24 protein-coding genes are annotated in these 21,995 nt (G+C 72.1%); 7 read left to right on the top strand and 17 right to left on the bottom strand.

Annotation, left to right across the window (positions count from 1 at the left end; genetic code table 11):
- The first annotated feature begins 323 nt into the window (after positions 1-323).
- The gene (locus Scani_RS22330; protein WP_159479202.1) at positions 324-650 is read left to right on the top strand and encodes a plasmid stabilization protein; all 327 of its coding nucleotides are present in this window, start codon (positions 324-326) and stop codon (positions 648-650) included.
- Positions 651-667: 17 nt separating this feature from the next.
- On the opposite strand, the gene Scani_RS22325 is transcribed toward Scani_RS22330, so the two are convergent.
- The 3 genes from Scani_RS22325 to Scani_RS22315 form a co-directional block, all read right to left on the bottom strand.
- The gene (locus Scani_RS22325; RefSeq protein WP_246296431.1) at positions 668-1,519 is read right to left on the bottom strand and encodes a Rieske (2Fe-2S) protein; all 852 of its coding nucleotides are present in this window, start codon (positions 1,517-1,519) and stop codon (positions 668-670) included.
- 74 nt (positions 1,520-1,593) lie between these two features.
- Positions 1,594-2,586, bottom strand: coding sequence for an SRPBCC family protein (locus tag Scani_RS22320; RefSeq protein WP_159479197.1), 993 nt, complete (start codon positions 2,584-2,586; stop codon positions 1,594-1,596).
- A 6-nt stretch (positions 2,587-2,592) separates the two neighbouring features.
- Positions 2,593-3,612 (bottom strand): histone protein, encoded by a 1,020-nt coding sequence (locus Scani_RS22315; protein WP_159479195.1) that lies wholly within the window; start codon positions 3,610-3,612, stop codon positions 2,593-2,595.
- 337 nt (positions 3,613-3,949) lie between these two features.
- Between Scani_RS22315 and Scani_RS22310 the strand changes: the two genes are divergently transcribed.
- Positions 3,950-5,476, top strand: coding sequence for an alpha/beta hydrolase (locus tag Scani_RS22310; protein WP_371872369.1), 1,527 nt, complete (start codon positions 3,950-3,952; stop codon positions 5,474-5,476).
- A gap of 50 nt (positions 5,477-5,526) precedes the next feature.
- Here Scani_RS22310 and Scani_RS22305 read toward each other — a convergent pair whose 3' ends face one another.
- From Scani_RS22305 to Scani_RS22280, 6 genes are all read right to left on the bottom strand, one after another.
- Positions 5,527-5,754, bottom strand: coding sequence for a DUF6458 family protein (locus tag Scani_RS22305; protein WP_159479191.1), 228 nt, complete (start codon positions 5,752-5,754; stop codon positions 5,527-5,529).
- Positions 5,755-5,876: 122 nt separating this feature from the next.
- A complete protein-coding gene (gene ku, locus Scani_RS22300) occupies positions 5,877-6,902 on the bottom strand; it encodes a non-homologous end joining protein Ku (protein WP_159479189.1) in 1,026 nt (341 codons plus the stop codon).
- Between the two features lie 157 nt (positions 6,903-7,059).
- Positions 7,060-8,451: a DUF2252 domain-containing protein gene (locus Scani_RS22295; protein WP_159479187.1), complete on the bottom strand. Its 1,392-nt coding sequence runs from the start codon at positions 8,449-8,451 to the stop codon at positions 7,060-7,062.
- A 26-nt stretch (positions 8,452-8,477) separates the two neighbouring features.
- Positions 8,478-8,879 carry a DUF7144 family membrane protein gene (locus tag Scani_RS22290; RefSeq protein WP_159479185.1) on the bottom strand — a complete coding sequence of 134 codons (402 nt, stop codon included), beginning with the start codon at positions 8,877-8,879 and terminating at the stop codon, positions 8,478-8,480.
- Positions 8,880-8,978: 99 nt separating this feature from the next.
- Positions 8,979-9,818, bottom strand: coding sequence for a hypothetical protein (locus tag Scani_RS22285; RefSeq protein WP_159479183.1), 840 nt, complete (start codon positions 9,816-9,818; stop codon positions 8,979-8,981).
- Positions 9,819-9,951: 133 nt separating this feature from the next.
- On the bottom strand, positions 9,952-10,689 hold the full coding sequence (locus tag Scani_RS22280) for an SDR family oxidoreductase (protein WP_159479181.1): 738 nt from the start codon (positions 10,687-10,689) through the stop codon (positions 9,952-9,954).
- Between the two features lie 182 nt (positions 10,690-10,871).
- On the opposite strand from Scani_RS22280, the gene Scani_RS22275 reads away from it, so the two are divergent.
- Positions 10,872-11,675, top strand: coding sequence for a helix-turn-helix transcriptional regulator (locus tag Scani_RS22275; RefSeq protein WP_159479179.1), 804 nt, complete (start codon positions 10,872-10,874; stop codon positions 11,673-11,675).
- Positions 11,676-11,719: 44 nt separating this feature from the next.
- Here Scani_RS22275 and Scani_RS22270 read toward each other — a convergent pair whose 3' ends face one another.
- Positions 11,720-12,565 carry a helix-turn-helix transcriptional regulator gene (locus tag Scani_RS22270; protein WP_159479177.1) on the bottom strand — a complete coding sequence of 282 codons (846 nt, stop codon included), beginning with the start codon at positions 12,563-12,565 and terminating at the stop codon, positions 11,720-11,722.
- Positions 12,566-12,759: 194 nt separating this feature from the next.
- Between Scani_RS22270 and Scani_RS22265 the strand changes: the two genes are divergently transcribed.
- The 3 genes from Scani_RS22265 to ligD all read left to right on the top strand — a co-directional run bounded on the left by Scani_RS22265 (position 12,760) and on the right by ligD (position 15,855).
- On the top strand, positions 12,760-13,533 hold the full coding sequence (locus Scani_RS22265) for an SDR family NAD(P)-dependent oxidoreductase (RefSeq protein ID WP_159479175.1): 774 nt from the start codon (positions 12,760-12,762) through the stop codon (positions 13,531-13,533).
- Between the two features lie 55 nt (positions 13,534-13,588).
- Positions 13,589-14,344 (top strand): SDR family NAD(P)-dependent oxidoreductase, encoded by a 756-nt coding sequence (locus Scani_RS22260; RefSeq protein ID WP_159479173.1) that lies wholly within the window; start codon positions 13,589-13,591, stop codon positions 14,342-14,344.
- A 554-nt stretch (positions 14,345-14,898) separates the two neighbouring features.
- Complete coding sequence (ligD, locus tag Scani_RS22255) at positions 14,899-15,855, top strand: non-homologous end-joining DNA ligase (protein WP_159479171.1); 957 nt, start codon at positions 14,899-14,901, stop codon at positions 15,853-15,855.
- A 96-nt stretch (positions 15,856-15,951) separates the two neighbouring features.
- Here ligD and Scani_RS22250 read toward each other — a convergent pair whose 3' ends face one another.
- A complete protein-coding gene (locus Scani_RS22250; RefSeq protein WP_159479169.1) occupies positions 15,952-17,121 on the bottom strand; it encodes a cation diffusion facilitator family transporter in 1,170 nt (389 codons plus the stop codon).
- Positions 17,122-17,337: 216 nt separating this feature from the next.
- Between Scani_RS22250 and Scani_RS22245 the strand changes: the two genes are divergently transcribed.
- A complete protein-coding gene (locus Scani_RS22245) occupies positions 17,338-17,997 on the top strand; it encodes an HhH-GDP family DNA glycosylase (protein ID WP_159479167.1) in 660 nt (219 codons plus the stop codon).
- A 120-nt stretch (positions 17,998-18,117) separates the two neighbouring features.
- Here the strand turns inward: Scani_RS22245 and Scani_RS22240 are convergent, their stop codons facing one another.
- From Scani_RS22240 to Scani_RS40035, 6 genes are read right to left on the bottom strand one after another with little or no spacing between them, the layout of a single operon-like run.
- Positions 18,118-19,950: a complex I subunit 5 family protein gene (locus tag Scani_RS22240; RefSeq protein WP_159479165.1), complete on the bottom strand. Its 1,833-nt coding sequence runs from the start codon at positions 19,948-19,950 to the stop codon at positions 18,118-18,120.
- Positions 19,947-20,294 carry a sodium:proton antiporter gene (locus Scani_RS22235; RefSeq protein WP_159479164.1) on the bottom strand — a complete coding sequence of 116 codons (348 nt, stop codon included), beginning with the start codon at positions 20,292-20,294 and terminating at the stop codon, positions 19,947-19,949. Before Scani_RS22235 ends, Scani_RS22240 begins: the two co-directional genes overlap by 4 nt.
- A complete protein-coding gene (locus Scani_RS22230; protein WP_159479162.1) occupies positions 20,291-21,049 on the bottom strand; it encodes an MnhB domain-containing protein in 759 nt (252 codons plus the stop codon). The genes Scani_RS22235 and Scani_RS22230 overlap by 4 nt, the downstream gene beginning before the upstream one ends.
- Entirely contained in the window at positions 21,046-21,315 is a 270-nt protein-coding gene (locus Scani_RS22225) for a Na(+)/H(+) antiporter subunit B (protein ID WP_159479160.1), read from the bottom strand. The genes Scani_RS22230 and Scani_RS22225 overlap by 4 nt, the downstream gene beginning before the upstream one ends.
- Positions 21,308-21,799 (bottom strand): monovalent cation/H+ antiporter complex subunit F, encoded by a 492-nt coding sequence (locus tag Scani_RS22220; RefSeq protein WP_159479158.1) that lies wholly within the window; start codon positions 21,797-21,799, stop codon positions 21,308-21,310. The genes Scani_RS22225 and Scani_RS22220 overlap by 8 nt, the downstream gene beginning before the upstream one ends.
- Positions 21,796-21,972: a hypothetical protein gene (locus tag Scani_RS40035; RefSeq protein ID WP_167538132.1), complete on the bottom strand. Its 177-nt coding sequence runs from the start codon at positions 21,970-21,972 to the stop codon at positions 21,796-21,798. Before Scani_RS40035 ends, Scani_RS22220 begins: the two co-directional genes overlap by 4 nt.
- Positions 21,973-21,995: the final 23 nt, after the last annotated feature.

Raw genomic sequence — 21,995 nt, 5'->3', positions numbered from 1 at the left:
GCCGTGCGGCGCCGATCGCCCGCCGATTTCGACGCTAGCGGGCGGCGGAGTCCGGCGTGTCCCGTCCACGAGCCGCTGAGCTGGGCGTTCGCCCGCTGCCCCGGCAGGATTCCGGGGCAGTCAAGGGCCGGAGCACCCGCAGGCGCCGGGCGGCTCCCGTGCAGGGGCGTTCGGCCAGTCGGGCGGCCCCGTGCCGCCGGACGCGCCGAGTAGCGCGATGCGGCCATCCGGGCTGAAGTGGAAGGTGCCGTACACAGTACGACGACCGCACCGCGCCGCCGCCCGGTGCGCCGGAGCCACCTGCCCAGGTCGAGGAGGACAGCATGCCTGCCGGTTCGAGCAAGAAGCGCGAGCGCCAGTACGAGCACATCAAGGAGGGCGCCGAGGAACGGGGCGCGTCCACGAAGCGGGCCAAGGAGATCGCCGCACGGACCGTGAACAAGGAGCGGGCGCGCGCGGGCGAATCGCGCACCGCGAGCAAGGTCTCCACCCAGGACCGGAAGTCCGCCCCGCAGCGGGGCGGCGAACGCTCCCACAGCGGCGCCCAGGGGCCCACCAAGGACCAGCTGTACGAGGAGGCGAGGAGGCGCGGTGTCGACGGCCGTTCCTCGATGAACAAGCAGGAGCTGCGCCGCGCCCTCGGCCGCTGACCGAAACCGCGAAGGAGTCAGCCGGCGCCGGGCAGCCGTACGTGGACGATGCCCTCATAGTCCACGCTCACCTGGAACGTCGGCTGCGGAGCGGTGGCCGGGCCGCGGACGTTCGCGCCGTCCGACAGCCGGAAGACGCTGCCGTGCCAGGGGCACACCACACAGCCGTCGGTGATCGTGCCCTCCGGCAGTGGCCCCGAGAGGTGGCTGCACCGCCCGGCGAGGACATGGAGGTGCCCGCCCGGCCGGCGGACCACCAGGAGCGGGACCTCGCCCAGTTCCCGGCGCACCGCCTCGCCGATGGGGAAGTCCTCGACCCTGCCGACGGGGTGCCAGCCGTCGTCCAGCAGATGCGGCACCGGCTCCGTCTTGTTGGCGCCCGCCGCCTGCCGGTAGGCGAGGTGCCCGCCGATCATCCCGCCGGCCCCGGCCGCGCACAGCCCCGCGAACCCGAGCACCTTGCCCCGCGCCGTACGGCCGCGGCCGCGCTGCACCCAGGAGCGCGCGTAGAGACCGACGGCCACGGCGATCGACGCCGCGTGCACCAGACCCGTACGCATCTGGTCCTCGTGCTGCTCGGCCCAGTCCACCCAGCCGGCCCACGCGGCCGGTGCGGCCGCAAGGACGCCCACCCCCACCAGGAGGCGGGCACTGCGCCCGGTCCCCGGGACGACGTCCAGCACCGCGGCGGACAGCCAGGCCCCCATGGGCACTTGCACCAGGGCCGGATGCAGCGGATGCCCGATGGGCAGACCGTGCAGCACATCGCGGTAGCGGCCCAGGGGCAGCCCGCGCACCACCCGCTGTACCGGGCCGGTCAGCGCGTCCAGCTTCTCCCAGCGGCCCAGCGCGTCGAGGGACGTCACCAGGGACTCCCCGGCGCGGGCGGCGGCCCCTGCAGCACTTCTGCTGCCAGATGCGAGAACCGCGAAGGACGCCGCTCTCATTCCTCTTCCTCCTCTTCTTCTTCCTCCTCCTCGCCGACTTCGTCCTCGTCCTCGTACTCGTCCTCGGGCTCTTCCTCGTCCTCCTCGCCCTCTTCGTCTTCGTCCTCGTACTCCTCCTCGCCGTCCTCGCCCTCGTAGCCCTCGGCCTCTTCGTCTTCGGTCTCTTCGCCCTCGGCCTCTTCCTCCTCGACGGCCTCTTCGTGGGTCCGCACGACCTCGCCGTCGCGGATTTCCCCGCGCCAGCCCTCGGGCTCCTCATCGGTGAGGGTGACGTAGCGCTGGAAGTGCTTGAAGTCCAGCCGGAGCCGGCGTCCCTGGACCCGCCAGACATTGCCGGTCTTCTCGAAGAATCCCGAGGCGTAGTACTCGACGACGAGCACGATGCGGGTCAGGTTGGGCGCCAGTTCGTGAAAACTGACCGCACCTCGGGTCGATCCCTTGGCGCCCTCGGAGGTCCAGATGATGCGTTCGTCGGGAACTTGCTCCTGAACGGTCGCCTTCCATCCCCGGGTGGACGGGCCGACCTTGGCCTTCCAGTCACTGGTCGTTTCGTCGTGCAGCGACACATTGCGTACACCTTTGGTGAAGCTGCTGAACTTCTCGTACTGCGTCCAGTGGTCGTAGGCGGTGCGCAGGGGCACACCGACGTCGAGGACCTCGATGATGTTGGTGACCTTCTGGTCTCCCGATTTTCGCTTCTTGCCGCCACCGAAGAGGCCCTTGGCCTTGTCCATCACGGTGTCCTTGACGTTCTCCGCCGTCCCCTTGACGGCGGCCTTGACGGGGGAGTCGCCGCCGAGGAGATTTCCCGCGACCTTGGACAGCGATCCGCCGTTCTCGGCGACATCGGTGAGCTGGCCCGTCACATCCATCAATTTGTCGCCGGCCCGCTCGGCCAGGTTCCCCACCCATTTCGTGGCGTAGTCGCCGAGTTCGCTGCGCAGGCGATCGAGTCCCGAGTCCGCGTTGTCCTGTCCCGTCTTGGCCATGACCGGTTACCTCCGGCGCTCGGAGCGCGATGATGTCTTCTTGGCGGTCTTCTTCGCAGCGGGTGCTGCCTTCTTGGCGGCCGCGGCCTTCTTCGCGGGAGCCTTCTTGGCAGCGGTCTTCCCGGCCGTTTTCTTGGCGGCGGTCTTCTTCGCTGCCGTCTTCTTGGCCGCTGTCTTCTTCGCCGCGGCCTTCTTGGCCGGCGCCGCCTTCTTGGCCGGGGATTTCTTGGCGGCGGTCTTCTTCGCCGCGGTCTTCTTGGCCGCGGTCTTCTTGGCCGCGGTCTTCTTCGCGGGTGCGGCCTTCTTCGCGGCCGCCGGTCCCGCGGCGGACTTCTTGCCGGCGGCTTTCTTCCCGGCGGTCTTCTTGGCCGGCGCCCGCTGCGCGCTCTTCTTCGCCGGGGCTGCCCGTTTCGCCTCCGACGCCCGCTTGCGCGGCTCCGGCTTCGCGGCGGTCCGCGGGCTGCGCCGAGCCGGCCGCTCCTCGGGCTCTTCCTCCGGCTCTTCTTCCTCTTCTTCCGGCTCTTCTTCCTCTTCCTCGTACTCCTCCTCGGGCTCTTCCTCAGGTTCCTCCTCTTCGCCCTCCTCGTCCTCGTCCTCCTCGTACTCGTCTTCGGGCCCCTCGTCCTCCCCGTACTCCTCCGGCTCCTCCTCCTCGTCGTGCGCGTACTCCCCCTCTTCCTCTTCCTCCTCTTCCTCTCCCAGCCCCGGGAGGCCGCCGTCGAGCTTGATGCTCCGGTCGTGCAACGTGTCGGCGAGCGTCGTCAGACGGCGGTTCGCGGCCGTCGTCAGGGCCTTCCGGCCCGCGTCCATCACTTCTCCGCGCAGCTGTTCGCCCAGCTCCGCGACCTGGGGGATCTCTGCGAGCTTGCGCATTCCCTGGGTCACGAGCTGGCGCGGTTCAAGCCCGAATTGGCGCCCGGCGATATACGACGCCGCCGTCAGCGCGAACCGGCCCTTCTTCGTACGGCCCAGCACATAGCCGCCGGCCAGAGCGGCCGCCAGCAGGACCTTGGTTCCGTCGTTCATGAGTGCGTCACCTTTTCCCGGACATGCAGCCGATCGGCGTCCGTGCAGGGGCCGCCACTGAGCGGCATGGGGCCCTGCCCTATCTCCAGGGTGATCGGTGTCCTGAACGGCGCATCTTGAGCGGCCCGAAGGGAGCTGCGCGGTCACCCTGAGGAGGCGTTCGGCGCTGCTGCGTGGCGAGGCGCACGCGGACACACGCGCAGACGTCGGCGGGCCTCACGGCAGGTGTGCGGGAGCCGGTCAACGGACCTAGGCTCGGAATATGCCGGGAACACGCCGTGCACCGTCTCGTGTGGGAGTAGGGGAAGCGCGGTGTGTTCGCCGGCGCCGGGTGGGTGTGCGCCGGTTGGCCGCTGCGGCGGTGCTGGTACTGCTGGGCGCGTTCGTGGGAACTCCGGGCGCGACGGCAGCCGATGACCCGGATCTGACCTCCTTCTACCAGCAGAAACTGGCGTGGGAACACTGCGGGAAGGACCTGCGCAACAGTGCGGGGACCGACAGCGCGAGCCAGCCGCCCGGTTTCCGGGGACGTCTGGAGTGCGCCCGCCTGGAGGTGCCGCGGGACTACCGCCACCCCGAACAGAGCACGATGCAGGTCCAGCTGATCCGGCTGAAGGCGACCGGACCCGGCAAACGGCTCGGCTCGCTGGTCATCAACCCCGGAGGCCCGGGTGCTTCCGGCGTCAATTATCTGATCGACAGCGGGAGTGCCTTCGCCCGGCTGGGACAGCGCTACGACATCGTCAGCTTCGACCCGCGCGGCACCGGCCACACCGACCCGGTCTCCTGCGGCAGCAAACTCGCCCCGCCGCCCGGCAACGGCGACGACAGCCTCGCCGCGAAGGAGAAGCGCATCAACGAGGCCTGCGGCCGCTACTCCGGCGGGCTGCTGCGGTGGGTCGGCACCCCCGACGTCGCCCGGGACATGGACGTCCTGCGCGCCGCGGTCCGGGCCGACAAGCTCAACTACCTGGGGTTCTCGTACGGCACCAAGCTCGGGGCGGTCTACGCCCACGAGTTCCCCCACAAGGTCGGCCGGATGGTCCTGGACAGCGTCGAGGACCCGACCAAGAACACCTGGCAGACCGCGCTGTCCCAGGCCCGGGGCTTCCAGCGGGCACTGGACGACTTCGCCGCCGACTGCACCCACCGACCGGACTGTCCGCTGGGCACCGACGCGCGCAAGGCACAGGACCAACTGCGCGACTGGTACGGGAAGCTGAGCGACCACCCGATGAAGGCGAAGGGGGAGACAGTGGACGAGACCAGCTATGTGTATGCCTTGCGTGAGGCGATGTACAGCAGGAGCGACTGGCCGGCGCTGCGCCAGGCGCTGGCCCAGCTGCGGCGCGGCGACGCCTCGGGGGTCCTGCGCCTGAGTGAGGCGGGCGGCAGCAGCGCCGCCCGCGTCCCGGCCCGGCGGGTCGGCCAGGACGAGCTACCGCCGCAGGACCAACTGGCCCTCAGGGCGATCGCCTGCCGGGACACCTCGGAACGCTACGACGAGGGCGACTACCCCCGTGCGGAGCGCGAACTCACCAAGGCCTCCCCGCTCTTCGGCCCGGACATCGCCCCGACCCTGCTGGACTGCTACTCCTGGCCCGTTGCGGGCGACGACGCCTCCCGCGAGGTCGCGGCGCACGACGCTCCGCGGATGCTGCTCGTCGCGACCACCAACGATCCGGCGACCCCGTACCAAGGCGCCTTCAACATGGCCCGTGAGCTGGGCAATTCCAGTGTCGTGCTGACCTTCCGCGGTGAGGGGCACGCCGCCTACACCACCGGTGACCCCTGCGTGCAGCGCCGTGTCGACGACTTCCTGCTGAACGGCACCCTGCCGAAGGGCCCCGTCTCCTGCGGCTGAGGGCCGGGGCGGAGAGCCTGGTCCGCGCCGGAGCGAAGACCCGTCGGCGGCTACCTGTAGTAGCGGGTGTCCTCGACGTCGACGACGGGGGCGCCGGGGGACGGCGGCTGGGTACGCCGCCGCTTCAGGATGCTCACATAGGTGGCGAGGCCGATGATGCCGACGATCATCATGATGATCCCCACCAGGTCGACGTTGATTCCGGCTATGTGCCAGTCGACCGCGAACGTGAGGACGGCCCCTACCGCGAGCAGACCGATGCATCCGCCGATACCCATGGTGTCAGCCTCCGTAACTGTCCGGTCGCCAAGGTCTGTTGAGGGAGCGCGTACCCCGGGGCGCGCGCCTTATGTGCGGAGGCGCGAGATGACGGACGGTCCGGGGCCGCTTCCGACGGGGCTCAGCCCGCCCGCCGTCCGCCCCTGCTCGCGGTCTTCTTCGCCGGCGCCGCCTTCTTGGCAGCGGTCTTCTCGGCGGCGCTCTTGGCGGTCTTGGCGGTGGTGGACTTCTTCGCCCCGGCCCTCGCCGCCGTCTTCGCCCCGCCCTCCGTCCCCGTCTTCGCGGTCTTCTTCGCCGTGCTCTTCCTCGCGGCGCGGCCGCCACCGCCCGAGGCGCCCCCGGCGTCCTCCTCCGCGTCCTCGCCGCGGGACTTCCTGGCCGCGCGGACACTGTCCTGAAGCGCCGCCATCAGGTCCATCACCTGCCCGGCCGGCTGCTCCTCGCCGGCCGGGAACTCCGGCTCGCGATGTGCCAGCTTCGCCGCCACGATCTCTTCGAGCGCCTCACGGTAGTGATCGTGCACATCGTCCTCCGACAGCTCGCCGAAGGAATCCATCAGCGTCTCGGCGGCCGCCACCTCGGCCGGGGCGACCTCCGCCTGCCGCTCGGGCAGCACCCCGTCCATCGGGCGGATCTGGTGCGGCCACAGCAGCACCTGCATCACCAGCGCACCCGCCATCGGGCGGATCATGGCGAGCGTCTCCCGCCCGTGCAGCGCGATCTTGCCGAGCCCGACGCGCTGGTGCCGCTCCATCGCCTCGCGCAGCAGGACGTAGGGCTTGGCGGCGGCGGGGCTGTCGATGCCCAGGTAGTAGCCCTTGCCCATCTGCAGCGGGTCGATGTCGCCGCCGGCGACGAAGGCCAGGATCGTCAGCGTCTTCGCGGTCGGCAGCGGCAGCGCGTCCAGATCGTCGTCGCTCAGCGGTACGACGGTGTCGCCGCCTTCGGGCTTGTAGCCCCGGCCGATCTCGTCCGGGGGGATCTCGACGCCCTCCAGCGAGCACACCGGCTGGTTGCGCACCCGTCCGCCGTCCGCCGTATGGATCCGCGCGAAGCTGACCGAGGCGGAGCTGTCCGTGGCGTTGTACGCGGCGACCGGGATCGTGACCAGGCCGAAGCTGATGGAGAACTTCGCCGTGGGGCGCATGGGGGCCGCCTTCATCGGAACCGGACGGCTCCATGCTAGGCGGGGCGGACAGCGCGTACATCCCGGACGAGTCCAGGTGTGCCGATCGGGTGGCGGCCCCTGCCCGCCCTCGGCGCCGCGCTCCGGACCTCCCCGCCGCCCGGCCGTCCCTCGCCGCTCAGGAGGACGCTGCCGGGACCCGGCCCGCCCGGACCGCCTCCCTGAGCGCCTGGTGATCGAGCTCGTTGCGGTCCGCATAGCGCTCCGCGAACCGCGCCACCGCCTCGTCGAAGACGGTGCTCCTGCCGAGGTAGGCGCCGATCGCGATCCGGTCGCCGGACCGGGCGTGCGCGCGGGCCAGGGTTGCCCCGCAGCGTACGGCGAACCGCCGCATGCCCGCCGGCACCATCACATCCGTGGGCACGATGCCCTTCCAGTCGCGCAACTGGCGCAGGTAGAAGTCGCGTTGCCGTCCGTCGATGCCGGTGGTCCGCTCCCAGCCGAGGAAGATGTCGCCCGCGGCCTGCATCAGCCGCTGACCGGCCACGACGCGTTCGCCCTGGTTGGTGTGGGGGCCCTCTCCGGCGTAGGCGGCGAGTACGGACTCGTCCGCCTCCTTCGCCTGCAGCAGCAGCGGGTCGTCCAGGTCCTTGCCGAGCAGCAGCACGACCCAGCAGCGGGTGCCCACACTGCCGACCCCGACGACCTTGCGCGCCACGTCGACGACCCGGTACTGCTCCAGCAGCCGGCGGTGGTCCGACCGCAGACTGCGGCCGTAGCCCTGGACCATGGCGTGGATCTGGTCCACCAACTGGTCACGCTCGATGTCCGGCAGCAGATCGTCCAGCGGCACGATCAACGGCGGATCGGCGGCGATCCGCACCTGGCCGCCGCTCCTCCGGGTCAGCTTGCGATACGCCTGCACGGTGTCGTGCGTACGGGCCTGTGCGATGGTGCGGGACAGTCGCGCACGGCCCCGCTCGTCCAGCTGCTCCGCTTCCTCGGCCTCCACCTCGGCCATATCGGCATGGGCGTACCAGACCTCCAGGGTGCGCATGTCCGCGTAGCGGCGCATCTGCTCGCGGTAGGACGCACAGGCGGCCCGGACGATGTCGGTCCGTACCTTCTCGGGGAAGCCGTTCCCGCGCCCCGCGATGGCGAAGCTGGCCGCCAGCCGTTTGACGTCCCACTCCCACGGACCGGGCAGGGTCTCGTCGAAGTCGTTGATGTCGAACATCAGATGACGTTCGGGGGAGGCCAGCAGCCGGAAGTTCAGCAGATGGGCGTCCCCGCACAGCTGGGTCCGCAGCCCCGTGGACGGCGTCGTGGCCAGGTCCGCCGCCATGATGGCGGCGGCGCCGCGGTAGAAGCGGAAGGGTGACTCCAGCATCCGCCCGTAGCGAAGCGGCACCAACTCCGGAACCCGCAGGGCCGATTGCCGCTCGATGATGTCCACCGGATCGTCACGGGCGGGCGTGGCAGCGAACTCTGCATGACGGGAGCGGGGCACTTCGGAGCGAAGTGCCCTGCCCTGTTCCGCGCGTTCCTGCGGGGTGGGTACGGAGGTCATGGCCGGGGCCGGTTCGGTGGTTCAGGTCACCGGGAGACCGAGTCGTGATGGTGGTTGCCCGTACACAGTGCCCACATGATGAAGATGTTGATGGCGACCAGCACGATCGCCCAGAACGGGTAGTGGGGGATCCACAGGAAGTTCGCCAGCGCGCCGAAGCCCGCCAGGATGACACCGACCGTCCGCGCCCACAGCGCGCCGGTGGCGAGCAGGGCGACACCCGCGAGCAGGATGACGATGCCCAGGATGAGGTGGATCCATCCCCAGCCCGTGAGGCTGAAGGAGAACACGTAGTTCCGCGTGGTGACGAAGAGGTGGTCCTTCGCGATGGCGGAGATGCCCTCCAGGAAGGTCATCGCGCCACCGAAGATCATCAGAACTGCGGCGAAGGCAGTCCATCCGCCCACGCTGTGCTTCTGAGTGGCCATGGGTCACTCCTCACTGTGAGAAACCTGGCCGTCCGAATCGGACCTGCCGACCGTCGTGCAGTCGAAACCACGTTGGCACACGTACCGGTCAGCCGCATGTCAGGGACGTTCGAAGGCCTGCAGCACCCCGGCCCCCGCAAAGCACAGCGCTCCCGTGAGGGTCCCCCAGTTGGCGATGCCGACGCTGACCAGGCTCGCGGTCTCCGGCCGGGTGAACGCGGCCAGCGCGGCCACCATGAAGAGTGCCGAACCGAGCTGATTGACCGCGACGATCCACCAGCCGATACTGCGCCGGTGCAGGCACCATGGGCGATGGCAGACCTCGACGACCGCCAGCTGCCCCGAGATCAGGAACAGCAGGCAACCGATCATGTCGGGCGCCCAGATCAGCCGGTTCATCTGCTGGACCGTGAGTCCCTGCAGAAACGAATCCAGCAGATTGACGCCGAACACCAGCGTTCCGGCGAACAGCACGAACGTGCTCACCCAGTCGATCCGGCCCGGTTCATAGCTCCACCACCGGAAGCGGTGCGTGGTCAGCGCACCCGCCGTGCTCTCCCGGCGCGGAGCGTTGATGACCTGGACGAGTGAGACGTAGCCGCCCAGGGTGAAGAACACGCCGCCGACGAAGTAGACGGTGGCGGTCGCGGTGGGGCCCACGGAGCCGGACTGGGCGAGTGCCGCACCGAGGGCGAACAGCGCCCCGCCGACGGTGAAGGAGACCGCGGCGATGCCGTTGAGCCGGCGCAGCCGGACCAGCGTCGCCTCGTCGGCGCGCCGCGGGCTGCTCCGGGCGGCCCCGGCGGGCCGCACCGCGAGCGTCCCGCGCTTGCGGGCCGCCCGCGACTCCCAGACGGCGGTCTCGCCCGCGGCGAGACGCCAGGTCAGCCGGGTGGTGAACGGTCCCGCACCTTCGGCCCGCTCCTCGGAATTCCCCACCTGCCGAGCCTAACGATCCCGTATGGGAATGCCGGTAACGCCTCGTCGGGTCTTCGCGCGTCCGGGGGCGGAGCGTGCGAGGTGCCCGCTGAACCGCTGCGGCCGCGCCCCACCGCAGGGTGATACCGCGGGCTCAGCCCTGGGCGGTGGGCCGGACGACGATCTCGTTCACATCGACGGTCGCGGGCTGCTCGATGGCGAAGGCGATGGCTCGGGCGATCGCCTCGGGCGGGATCGCGATCCGGTCCCGCATTTCCGATATCTGCGCTCTGACCTGCGGATTCGTTGATGCGTCAGCGAAGTCGGTGCGGACCGCGCCGGGCGAGACGGTGGTCACCCGCAGGGAGTCGCCGGCCTCCTGGCGCAGGCCTTCGCAGAGGGTGCGGACCGCGAACTTCGTAGCGGCGTAGACCGCCATGGACGGCACGATGCGGAACGCGGCCGTGGAGGCGGTGGTGATGAAGTGGCCCGTGCCCTGCGCCCGGAAGACCGGCAGCGCGGCGCCGATGCCGTGCAGCACGCCCTTGAGGTTGACGTCGACCATCTGGTCCCACTCGTCGACGCGCAGATCGTCGAGCGGCGAGATCGTCCCGACCCCGGCATTGGCGACCAGCACGTCGAGCCGGCCGAACCGCTCGCCGGCCAGGGCGACCAGGGCGTGCAGGTCGTCCCGTCGGGTCACGTCCGTGCGGGCCTGTACGGCCGTGCCGCCCGACTCCTCGATCCGCGCCACCAGATCCGCGAGGCGCTCGGACCGGCGCGCGCCGAGGACGAGCCGCGCGCCCCGCCGGGCCAGCAGCAGTGCGGTCGCCTCGCCGATGCCGCTGCCGGCTCCCGTGATCGCCACGACCTTGCCGTCGATTCCCGACATGGAATGTCCTCCGCCTTCTCGCTGCCGGCTCCGGGGCAGGACTCGGAGCACGTCCGCGCACCGAGGGCCGCCCGGCGCCGGGATGACCAGGGTGAGGGCGATGACCCCCACTCGGCATCCAGTCTGCGGAGGCTTCAGCCTGGTATCCAGAATGCGTTTATTCTGGAACTAGAATGCCCACCATGCAGAGGCAGCCGGACCAACGCCAGGAATTGGGCGCATTTCTGCGCAGTCGCAGGGAGCGGCTCACCCCCGACGAGGTCGGCCTGCCGTCCACCGGCCGGCGCCGGACGCCGGGCCTGCGCCGGGAGGAACTCGCCCTGCTCGCCGGGATCAGCGCGACGTGGTACACGTACCTGGAGCAGGGCCGGGACATCCGCGCCTCGGACCAGGTGCTCGACGCCCTCGCCTCGGTGCTGCGACTCGACGGGTACGAGCGCGGCCATCTCTTCCGGCTCGCCGGTCACGCACCCGCGGACGACGCCGACGAGCCCGAGCCGCTCGCTGCCGAGGCGGCGGCCGTCCCCCTCCTGCTCCAGCCGCACCCGGCGTACATCATCGGCGGCACCTACGACGTGCTCAGCCACAACCAGGCGGCCGGTGAACTCTTCCCGCACCTCACCGAGGCGACGGCGGACCGGCCGGCGAACTTCGCCCGCTGGGTCTTCCTGGAGCCCGCGGCCCGGGACGTGCTGGTCGACTGGGAGCCCGACGCCCGCGGCCTCCTCGCCCGGCTGCGGACGCTGGCCGGGCGCCACCCGGGCGACCCCCGCTACACCCGGCTCATCGACGAGCTGAAGGCGGGCAGCCCGGAAGTGCGCGCATGGTGGCCGCGGTACGACGTGCAGGCCCGGCAGGGCGGACGCAAGCGGCTCCGGCACCCGCGCCGCGGGACGGTCGAATACGTCTACACCGCGTTCCACCTCGCCGGAGCGCCGGACCAGACGCTGGTGATCTACTCCGACGACCGCGAAACGGCCGGGTGAGGTCCGTGCCCGCTCCCCGGCCCTGAGCCGGAGGCGGCGAGTGGCTACGGCTGGGGGTGCGGGGCCGGTTGCTTGCGGGTGGCGTGGAGGGAGCCGAGCAGGCTGAGCGCCTGGGCGGTGGGGCTCTCGGGTTCGGCCTGGTAGACGATGAGTTGCTGCCCGGGGGCGTCACGGACGTCGAAGGCCTGGTAGGTGAGGGTCAGGGGGCCGACGTCCGGATGGAGGAGATGTTTGGCGTCGCGGGTCTTGCCGCGCACGCTGTGGGTGTTCCACAGGCGGCTGAACTCCGGGCTCTGTTCGGTGAGGGTGGCGAGGAGTTCACGCAGCCGCGGGCTGTCCGGTGCGAGACCGGACGCCTGGCGCAGGTTGGCCACGGTCGCCTGGGCGGTCCAGTTCCACTGGGTGTAGAAGTGCCGGGCCGCGGGGTTGAGGAAGGTCATCCGGGCCAGGTTGTCGGCGGGCTCGAAGGGTGAATACAGGGCACCGGCCAGGGCGTTGGCGGCGAGGATGTCCAGGGTCCGGTTGATCACGAACGCCGGGGTGTTCGGAAAGCCGTCCATCAGTTGGCTCAGCGTGCTGCTGACCTTCTCCACGGTGTGGGCGAAGTGGTCGTCGGGGACGGTCCCGGCCAGCCGGAACAGATGCGTCCTGGCGTCCGCGTCGAGGCACAGGGCGCGGCCGAGGGCATCGAGCACCTGCGGTGAGGGGTGGCGCTCGCGGCCCTGTTCCAGGCGGGTGTAGTAGTCCGCGTTCACGCCGGCCAGGACGGCGACCTCCTCACGGCGCAGTCCGCTGACTCTGCGGACGCCGTAGCTCGCCATGCCGACGTCCTGCGGCTGCACGCCCGCCCGGCGTGCGCGCAGGAAATCTCCCAGGTCGTTGTCAGCCATGCCCTCAGGCTAGGCCGCGGGGCGGGCGAGGTGCCTGGGTGTGCCGCACCCAGGCACCACCCGTCCTGGTCGGGGCCCGCCCGCCCGCGCAGTCTCGGAGTCCGGGTCGGCAGGGCGCGTCTCAGCGGCGCCCTGCCGCGCCCCCTCCGTGCGGCGGAGGGGGCGCGGCACGACGAACGGAAGGAAGCGGAACGATGAGTCAGCAGAGCAACCCGGAGGTCACACCGGGAGACGGAGTGCGGGGAGCGGTTGCCGTGGTCACCGGCGCCGCACGGGGCGTGGGCCGGGCGACCGTGGCGTGGCTGCACGCCCGCGGGGCGCTGGTGGTGGCCGAGGACATCCGCCCCGAAGTGGCACGCCTGGCCACCGAGTTCGACGGGGTCGCCACCGTGGTCGGGGACGTGGCGCTGGAGGAGACCGCGGTACGCGCGGTGCGCACGGCGCGGGAGCGTTTCGGCGGGCTGGACATCCTCGTCAACAATGCCGGGCGGACCCTGAACAAGCCGTTCACCGAGACCACCGCCGAGGACTGGGACGGCGTGATGGCCGTCAACGCCCGCGGGCCGTTCCTGCACGCCCGGGAGGCCTTTCGCGTCATGCGGGCGGGTGGTGGCGGCACGATCGTCAACGTCGGCTCCTACACCTGCACCGTCGCGCTCCCCGAGGGCTCGGCCTACACCGCGTCGAAGGGTGCCCTGGCGCAGCTGACGAAGGTCATCGCGCTGGAGGGCGGCCCGCACGGGATCCGGGCCAACGCGGTGGCGCCCGGGGTGATCGAGACGGACCTGCTCGACGGTTTCCGCGACGACAGCCGCGCGTACCTGCGCTCCTTCGCCGACGCGCACCCCCTGAAACGGGTGGCCCAGCCCGAGGAGATCGCCGAGGTGATCGGCTTCCTCGCCTCCGCCCGCTCCAGCTTCATGACCGGCGCCGTCGTGGCCGCAGACGGCGGCTTCACCGCCGCCTGAGACCCCGGCCGGCCATCCCGCGTACACCGCACGACAGAAGTGAGGACATCAGCCCATGACCGGACGCCTGCAGGGCAAGGTCGCACTGATCACCGGAGCGACCGGAGGCATCGGAGCGGCCACCGCCGCACTCTTCGCACGGGAGGGGGCGCGCCTGGTCCTCACGGACGTGGATCGCCGGCCGCTCGCGGAGCTGGGGGAACGGATCGAGAAGCACGGCGGCGAGGTGGTCACCGCCGTGCTCGACGTCACGTCGGCCCAGGCCTGGGACACCGTGATCACCACCGTGCACCGGCACTTCGGCCGCCTCGACGTCCTCGTCAACATCGCGGGCATCGTGGACTGGCCCGGTATCGAGGACACCGACGAGACGTCCTGGGACCGTGTCATCGACGTGAACCAGAAGGGCACCTGGCTCGGCATGAAGGCCGCCATGCCGCTCCTGCGGGCGAGCGGCAACGGATCGGTGATCAACACCTCGTCGGTGCTGGGCCTGGTGGGCGGCGGCGGGGCTGCCGCCTACACGGCGTCCAAGGGCGCCGTCCGTCTGCTGACGAAGACCGCCGCGGTGGAGTACGCCCGTGAGAACGTCCGGGTCAACTCCGTGCACCCGGGGGTGATCGCCACCCCGATGATCCGGGCGCTGCTGGACGAGCAGGGCGACCGGCAGCCGGACATCGTGCGCACCCCCATGGCCCGCGCGGGCCGGGCGGACGAGGTCGCACCCGCGATGCTCTTCCTCGCGAGTGACGAGTCCTCCTTCGTCACCGGCTCCGAGGTCGTCGTCGACGGCGGGCTCACCGCCCACTGACACCGTCCGCCCGGCCGGCGTCGCCCCGCCGTGCGATGCCCGGCGCGGGGACCGGGCCGGGCGCGGGTCCGGGCTCCGGTCCCGGTGTCGGCGGCGCCGGATGCGGCGGAACGGGGTCCGGCTCGGGCGCCGGCGGCGAAGGGGGCACGGGATCGGGTCCCGGGGCGGGGACCGGGCCGGGTGCCGGGCCCGGTGTGGGCCCGGGCGGTCCGGGGCCCGGACCCGGAGTGGGCGGAACCGGATCCGGATGGCCGGGGCCCGGCGGTCCTGGTGGCTGTCGCACCGTCATCTGCTCCTCACGCGTCGCTCCTCGGCGGCCGAGCGCCTCACGCTCGCTCCGCGCGGCATGCTGGTCTCCTTGCCGGTCCCGCGCCGACCATGCGGGGCGGCGCGCACGGAACCCGGCTGCCCGGCGTACGTACGCACCCGGCGTACCTACACACTCTGCGACGCCGCGGGTCGCCCGGCGACACGGGAGGCGAACGGACGCCTCGCGCGCCGGGCCACCCGGATGCCCGAGCGTACGACGGCCCGGAGCGGGTAACCCCGCCCGCATGAATGCCTCAGGCAGTGGCAGTGGCAGTGGCAGTGGCAGCGACACGGCTACGGACACGGTGCGCGCGGGCCGCCGGACGGTGGAGATCCACCGGCCGGACAAGGTGCTGTTCCCCGACGACGGCCTGACCAAGGCCGATGTCGTCGGCTACTACCGCCGGGTGGCCGCATCGATGGTTCCGCAGTTGCGGGGGCGGCCGTTGATGCTGGAGCGGCTTCCGGAGGGACTGGGCGGCCCGCAGTTCATGCAGAAGGACACCCCGGAGCACTATCCCGACTGGATCCGGCGGGCACGGGTCGCCAAGGAGGGCGGGTCCGTCACCCACACCGTCTGCGACGACAAGGCGACCCTCCTCTTCCTCGCCGACCAGGCATGTCTCACGTTCCACCGCTGGCTGTCGCGCGCCGACCGGCCCCACCACCCGGACCGGCTGGTCTTCGACCTCGACCCGCCCGGTCCGGACTTCGAGGCCGTCCGGGAGGCCGCCCGGCGGCTCTGTGCCCTGCTCGACGAGCTCGATCTCCCGTTCCTCCTGATGACCACCGGGTCGAAGGGGCTGCATGTCACCGTCCCGCTGGACGGCGCGGGCGACTTCGACGCGGTACGCGGCTTCGCCCAGGAGGTGGCGCAGGTGCTGGCAGAGCGTCACCCGGACCGGCTCACCACCGCCGTGCGCAAGAAGTCGCGCGGCGACCGGCTCTACCTCGATGTGCAGCGCAACGCCTATGCGCAGACCGCCGTCGCCCCCTGGTCGCTGCGCCCCAAAGCGGGTGCGCCGGTCGCCGTGCCGATCAGCCGGAAACAGCTCGACGACCCGCAACTCGGCGCGCAGAGCTGGTCGTTGAAGGAGGTGTCCGCTGTGCTGGAGCAGGCGGCCTCGCGGCCGTGGTCCGGGGTGCCGGCCCGCGGGCGGGCGCTGGGTCCGGCACGACGGCGGCTGGAGGGGCTGCGGTGAGCGGGGTGGCGTGAGCGGCGTGCGGCGCGTGTGGGTGTGCGGCGCGTGTGGGCGCCCGGCCGTGGCGGCCCGACGCCCCCGGCTCGTCCGCGCGCCTCACGGCTCCCGCTCCGCCGTGTCCGGCTCCTCTGCCCTGTTCCGCTCATCGGGCTCCTCGGGCCCGTCCGGATCGGGTCCGCCGTTCACCGCCGCGTCGAGTTGCCGCCGTTCGTGCCGGGCCCGTTCCCGGTCCCCGGGGGAGGCTTCGGTGACGTCCAGGAAGACCTGGTCGGCGATCGGCCATTGCTCCCGGACGGCCTTCTTCAGGCGTACCAGGACCTCCTCGACCTCTTCGCTGTCCAGCCCGGCGGCGAGGTCGACACGGGCCGCGACCAGCGTCGACAGCGTCCCCAGCCGCATCGACAGCAGGGTGGTCACGGTGTCGATCTCCGGCTGCCGCTCCAGGAACTCGCGGATGGCCCGCCGCAGGGCCGGGTCGGCGGCCTCACCGATGATCTGGCCGCGTGACTCCTTGGCGAGCTGATAGGCGACGAACACCAGCAGCGCGCCAATGATCATCGAGGCCCAGGCCTCCCACTGCACCTCGCCGGTGATCATGTGAAGTCCCACGCCGAGCATGGCGACCACCACACCGAAGCAGGCGGTCGAGTCCTCGGCCAGCACCGTCCGCAGCGCGGGGTCGTCGGCCGAGCGGATCGCCTTCCGCATGCCGTGGCCGGCCTGCCGTGCCCGGCCGCGGACCTGCAGCAGGGCGCGGACCAGCGAGGAGCCCTCCGCGATCAGCGCGACGGCCAGCACGATGAGGCCGACGACATAGCCCGTACGGGTCTCCGCGTGGTCCGAGCGCAGCGCCTCGATGCCCTGGAAGACGGAGAAGCAGCCGCCCATGACGAAGATCCCGACGGCGGCGAGCAGGGACCAGAAATACCGCTCCTTGCCGTAGCCGAAGGGGTGTTTGCTGTCGGGTGCGCGTCTGCTGCGCTTGAGCGAGGCGAGCAGGAAGATCTCGTTGAGGCTGTCGGCCACCGAGTGCGCCGCCTCGGAGAGCAGCGCGGGTGAGCCCGTGAACAGCCCGCCGAGCAGCTTGGCCAGGGCGATCACCAGGTTGGCGCCGAGCGCCACGAAGACGGTGACCGCGGTCCGGGCGTCCTCCTGGCCGTTGTCCCCGTTCCCGTTTCCGGCCTCGTCGCCGGTCCCGTCCTCGTCCGGACGGCCGGTGGCGTGTCGACCGGTGGAGTGATGCGCACTCTCAGCGTGCCGGGACAAGCGTCGCCTCCCCGTCGTCGGTCGGACAGCCGCCGCGAGCGTAGCCGCCGGCACCGGGCTCCGCACCTGGTGTGCCGTTGCGCCCCATGGAGCAGCCGCGGTTTCCCGCCGGGCGGACCGGGGAGTGTGACAGCACATCACCCACCGGAACGGCAAAGGACAGGGCGTGGCCCGCACTTCTCCCGGCGACCTCCGGCGCCTCCACGGGGGCGCACCATGAGCCCCCGCGGCGGACAGCGGGGCCTCGCGCACACCCTGCTGGAGCGGCACGGGGAGACCTTTGCGGCACAGAGCGGGATCCGGCTGCGGAACACACCGCAGCCGCTGTACCAGGTGCTGGTGCTGGCCGGTCTGCTCAGCGCGCGGATCCGTGCGTCCGTGGCGGTCGCGTCCGCGCGTGCCCTGTTCGACGCGGGGATGCGCACCCCGCGGCGGATGACGGAGGCGACCTGGCAGCAACGGGTCGACGCCCTGGGAGAGGGCGGCTACCGGCGCTACGACGAACGCACCGCCACCCAGCTCGGCGACGGCGCCGCACTGCTGGTGGACGCGTACGGCGGCGATCTGCGGCGGATGCGGGAAGAGGCCGACGGCGACACCGATGCGCTGCGCCGCGCACTGCGGAAGGTGCCGGGGCTGGGTCCCGCGGGCTGTGACATCTTTCTGCGCGAGGTACAGGGCGTCTGGCCCGAACTCGCCCCGTACCTCGATGCCAAGGCCGTCCAGGGCGCGGAGCGGCTGGGCCTGCCGGGCGAGGCCCGCAAGCTGGCCCGGCTGGTCGGGCCGGACGATGCCGCCGCCTTCGCCTCGGGCCTGGTGCGCGCGGCGCTCGACCGGTCCGTCGTCGATGACGTACAGGAGGCGGCGGACGCCTGACCCGGCAGACGGAGGCACCCCGGGCCTGCTTCACGGACAGCAGTCGGCTCGCCCCGCCCCACGTACCGCGGTCGGCTCGTTCCGTCCCCCACACGGCAGTCGGCCCGCCCCGTCCACCCGTCATACGACCAACGCCGCCAGCAAGGTGACCCCGGCCAGGAACCACGCGACATAGTCGCCCACATGACCGGAGTGCAGTCGGCGCAGCGGGTCGGCCCGGCGTGCCGGTTCCTGGCGAACGGGCCGCCGCACGGCCAGGAGGGCGCAGGCCGCGGCCGACGCGGTGGCCAGCAGGCCCCACAGCACACCGGAGAGGGCCCAGTGCGGCGGGGGAGTGGGCGCGGGCTCCGCCGCCCTGCCGTACAGGACGGCCCCGAGGTAGCCGGCGTGGTCGGTGAAGGCGTCGGCGGCCCGGCCGACCCCCGTGCGCAGGGCCGGGACCAGCCCCACCGCCAGCGCCCCGGCGAGCAGGACCGTGGGCACGACGAGCATGCTGTCCGGGACGCGGGACAGCCGCCCGCCGCGGGTCTCCGGCTCCTCCGCCTCCCCGGTCGTCTCCTCGGCGTCCGCCGCCGGGCGGGACTCCCGGGCGGGGCCCTCGGGAACCGGCCCCAGCCCCAGGAACACCCGCGCCCCGGCCCGTAGCACCGCGCCCCCGGTCACCGCCGAGACCAGGACGCACAGCGCCGTCGCCCAGCCGCCCGCCGCCTCCTCGATGACGGCCTTGCCCAGCGCGGTGCCGAACGGCGGCAGCCCGGCGAGCGCCAGCCCGCCGATGCCGAACAACGCGCCCGCCCAGGGGAGTTCACGTCCCTTGCCGTGCAGCTGGAGCTCGTCGACGCTGCCGAACCGGTCGAGGAGGATGCCCACGCAGGCGAACAGGGCGGCCTTCACCCCGGCATGCGCCAGCACGTACAGGACGACACCGCCGAGCCCCTGCGGGGCGAGCACCGCGAGGCCCACGAGGAACAGCCCGGTGTGCGCGACGGTGGAGTAGGCGAGCAGCCGCTTGAGATGGCGCTGCTGCCAGCACATCACCGCACCCAGCACGGCGGTCAGCACGCCCAGGACCAGCAGCGCCCGGTGCGCGTCCGGCGCCGGGATGCCGCCGGGGCCCGCGAAGACCGTCCAGTAGACACGGGCCGTGCCGTACAGGCCCAGTTCGACCATGACCCCGGACAGCAGCATGCACACCGGTGTGGGCGCCACCGCATGCGCATCGGCGAGCCAGAAGTGGAACGGCACCGCGGCGGCCTTGACCAGCAGACCGGTGACGACGAGGACGAACGCGGAGATCACCAGTCCGTCCGGGCCGCCGGGGTGCGCGTCGAGGGCGGCGCCGATCTGGGCGAGGCCGAGCTCACCGGTCCGGGCGTAGAGCAGGCCGATGCCCAGCAAGGTGGCGTAGGCGCCCAGGGAGTTGACGATGCCGAACACCAGCGCCCCTTGGACGGCGCGCGCCTCCTCGACGCGGTAGCCGGTCAGTGCGTAGGCGACGACGCCCATCAGCTCGAAGAAGACGAAGGCGTTGAAGAGGTCCCCGGTGAGCGCGAAACCGCACATGCCCGCCTGGAAGAGCAGCACCAGGGCGGGGAAGGAGCCCGCGTGGCGCCGGGGCGGTTCGTCGAAGTAGCGCCAGGCGTAGGCGAGGGCGGCGGGCACCAGGAGCGAGACCAGCGCGGCCAGGCCGAGGCCGATGCGGTCGCCGACCAGCACGATGCCCACACCCGCCCCGCCGTGCGGCCGCCAGCCGCCCAGCCACTCCACGGGACGTGCGGTGGACGACGGCATGGCGGCCGACGCGTACAGGGCGAGCGTCGCGGCGGCCGCGGCGAACAGGCAGCCCAGCACCTCCGCCGCGTACCGGGGCAGCCGCCGGCCCGCGCCGACCAGCACCGCCGCGCCGAACAGCGGAACGGCCACGATCAGCGGCAGGGTCTGTGCGACGGTCACCCCCGCAGCTCCGAGAGTTCGTCCGGGTCCACGGTCCGGTGGCGTTTGGCGACCTGGATGACCAGGGAGAGCAGCAGCGCGGTGACGGTCGCCCCGATGACGATGTCCGTGAGGGTGAGGGCCTGGACGACGGGGTCCACGACGGGGCGCGAGCCCGGTGCGATGTCGGAGAAGACCGGTGCGGTGCCGCCGGCCCGGTACCCGATGGTGAGCAGCAGGACGTAGGTGGCGGACTGGCAGACGGCGAGGCAGCCCACGGCGTGGATGAGGTTGCGGCTGGTCGCCAGCCCGTAACAGCCGATCAGGAACAGCCATGCCGCGCTCACATACGGCAGCACACTCACGTCCTGGCCTCCGCTCCGTCGTCCCGGTCGTCGCTCTCGATCTCCACGGCCTGGTCCAGGAAACGGGCCAGCAGGACGACCACCCCGCATGCCACCTCCACGCCGATGGCGGCGTTCAGCAGCGGAACCGTGCCCCCGGAGGAGAGGGTGTTGAAGGTGCCGTAGGGAAGGAAGTTGGCCAGGAACGCTGCCCCGGTCAGCAGCGCGGCCGCACCCACCAGCAGATAGGCGGCCTCGCCCGCGGCATCCGCCACCTCGTACGTGCCGACCGGTCTGATCCGCTCCAGCGCCCGGTAGTCCACGGCGATGTAGAGCAGATGCAGCGAGGTGGCGACCACCACCCCGCCCTGGAAGCCGCCGCCGGGACTGAGCTGGCCGTGCGCGATGACGTACAGGCCGATGAGCAGGGTGACGGGCAGCGCGAGCAGCGCATAGCGGCGTACCGGCGGCGCGACCGGCACCGGCTCCGGCGGCTGCCGCTCCTCGTCGCGGGTCTGCCGCAGCAGGACCACGGTGCCCAGGACCGCGCCGAACAGGATGGACTCCTCGCCGAGGGTGTCGAAGGCGCGCTGGTCGAAGTTGACGGAGGAGATGGTGTTGGCGGTGTGCCGGGCGAGCGCGGCATGCACGGCCCGGTCGCCGTACGGATGCCAGGTGCCGCCGAACGCCGGCAGCCCGAAGCAGGCCACGAGCAACAGCACGGCCACGCCCAGGCCGCCGACGGCCAGCACCCACAGCCGCAGCCTCCTGCTCATTCGTGCTCCTCCCGGCGCTCGCTGCGCGCCTTGCGCCGCACCTTGCGCACGGACAACAGCACCATCAGGGGCGTCAGCACGGAGCCCACCGCCAGCTGGGACAGCGCCACATCGGGGGCCTGCAGCAGCAGGAAGACCGTGGCCAGCGACAGGCCGAGCAGGGACAGCAGGAACGACTGCCGGACCGGGTCGCGCACCAGGACGGTGGCGGTTCCGGCCGCGGCCACCAGCAGCAGGCCGAGCAGCGCCGGCACCTCGTCAGCCATCGGACATCCCCTCCGCCGGCCCGGTCCGGCCGTGCCCCGTGGTGACGGCGGCGGTCACCGCGCGGGCGGCGACCCGGCTGCCCAGGACCAACAGCACGCCGATGACCAGCAGTTTCACCAGTGCCCTGCCGGGGCCCGTGGCCACGCAGAGCGGCAGCACCACCGCGGGGACGGCGGCATAGGTGAGCGCGGTGAGCGCGAGCAGGGTGCGCGGCCGCGGCGGGCGGTCCGCCAGCCGGTCGGCGAGCAGCCGCACGGCCAGCAGCGTGCCGGCCGGCCCCAGCACCGAGAGCACCAGCGCCGGATCGGTGTACGCCGGGCGTCCGTACCCCTGGGCCAGCAGCAGGAAGACCAGGCTGAGAAGCGTGGTGGCCAGGTTCTGTGCGGGCACCCGCCGCCGGACCGGACCGGTGGCGGCCCCGCAGGCGGCCGGAGCCACCCCGCACACCAGCAGCGCGGTGGCCGCGACGATCCAGCCGTTCACCGGCGCCCCACCGCACGGCGCGCCCCGCAGGCCGCCGCGGCGGCGAGCAGCGCGGCGCCGGCCCCGACCGCCCACTCCAGCGTGTCGACGGGACCGATCAGTACGAGCCACAGCCCGGTCAACCCCGCCCACCAGCCGATGAGTTCGGCGCCCGTCGTCAGCCGTCGAGCCATCCGCGCACCTCCTGAGGCCCGGG

This window comes from Streptomyces caniferus (assembly GCF_009811555.1).
In the GTDB taxonomy this organism is placed as follows: Bacteria; Actinomycetota; Actinomycetes; order Streptomycetales; family Streptomycetaceae; genus Streptomyces; species Streptomyces caniferus.
Note: the sequence above shows the minus strand (reverse complement) of the source record. Positions and strands in the feature narration are given on the sequence as shown.

Bases quoted from the DNA above. Each gene is read 5' to 3' on its own strand.
- Scani_RS22330 (WP_159479202.1), top strand. From the start codon at position 324: ATGCCTGCCGGTTCGAGCAAGAAGCGCGAGCGCCAGTACGAGCACATC.
- Scani_RS22320 (WP_159479197.1), bottom strand. From the start codon at position 2,586: ATGGCCAAGACGGGACAGGACAACGCGGACTCGGGACTCGATCGCCTG.
- Scani_RS22315 (WP_159479195.1), bottom strand. From the start codon at position 3,612: ATGAACGACGGAACCAAGGTCCTGCTGGCGGCCGCTCTGGCCGGCGGC.
- Scani_RS22305 (WP_159479191.1), bottom strand. From the start codon at position 5,754: ATGGGTATCGGCGGATGCATCGGTCTGCTCGCGGTAGGGGCCGTCCTC.
- ku (WP_159479189.1), bottom strand. From the start codon at position 6,902: ATGCGCCCCACGGCGAAGTTCTCCATCAGCTTCGGCCTGGTCACGATC.
- Scani_RS22295 (WP_159479187.1), bottom strand. From the start codon at position 8,451: ATGACCTCCGTACCCACCCCGCAGGAACGCGCGGAACAGGGCAGGGCA.
- Scani_RS22290 (WP_159479185.1), bottom strand. From the start codon at position 8,879: ATGGCCACTCAGAAGCACAGCGTGGGCGGATGGACTGCCTTCGCCGCA.
- Scani_RS22280 (WP_159479181.1), bottom strand. From the start codon at position 10,689: ATGTCGGGAATCGACGGCAAGGTCGTGGCGATCACGGGAGCCGGCAGC.
- Scani_RS22275 (WP_159479179.1), top strand. From the start codon at position 10,872: ATGCAGAGGCAGCCGGACCAACGCCAGGAATTGGGCGCATTTCTGCGC.
- Scani_RS22270 (WP_159479177.1), bottom strand. From the start codon at position 12,565: ATGGCTGACAACGACCTGGGAGATTTCCTGCGCGCACGCCGGGCGGGC.
- Scani_RS22265 (WP_159479175.1), top strand. From the start codon at position 12,760: ATGAGTCAGCAGAGCAACCCGGAGGTCACACCGGGAGACGGAGTGCGG.
- Scani_RS22260 (WP_159479173.1), top strand. From the start codon at position 13,589: ATGACCGGACGCCTGCAGGGCAAGGTCGCACTGATCACCGGAGCGACC.
- ligD (WP_159479171.1), top strand. From the start codon at position 14,899: ATGAATGCCTCAGGCAGTGGCAGTGGCAGTGGCAGTGGCAGCGACACG.
- Scani_RS22245 (WP_159479167.1), top strand. From the start codon at position 17,338: ATGAGCCCCCGCGGCGGACAGCGGGGCCTCGCGCACACCCTGCTGGAG.
- Scani_RS22230 (WP_159479162.1), bottom strand. From the start codon at position 21,049: ATGAGCAGGAGGCTGCGGCTGTGGGTGCTGGCCGTCGGCGGCCTGGGC.
- Scani_RS22225 (WP_159479160.1), bottom strand. From the start codon at position 21,315: ATGGCTGACGAGGTGCCGGCGCTGCTCGGCCTGCTGCTGGTGGCCGCG.
- Scani_RS40035 (WP_167538132.1), bottom strand. From the start codon at position 21,972: ATGGCTCGACGGCTGACGACGGGCGCCGAACTCATCGGCTGGTGGGCG.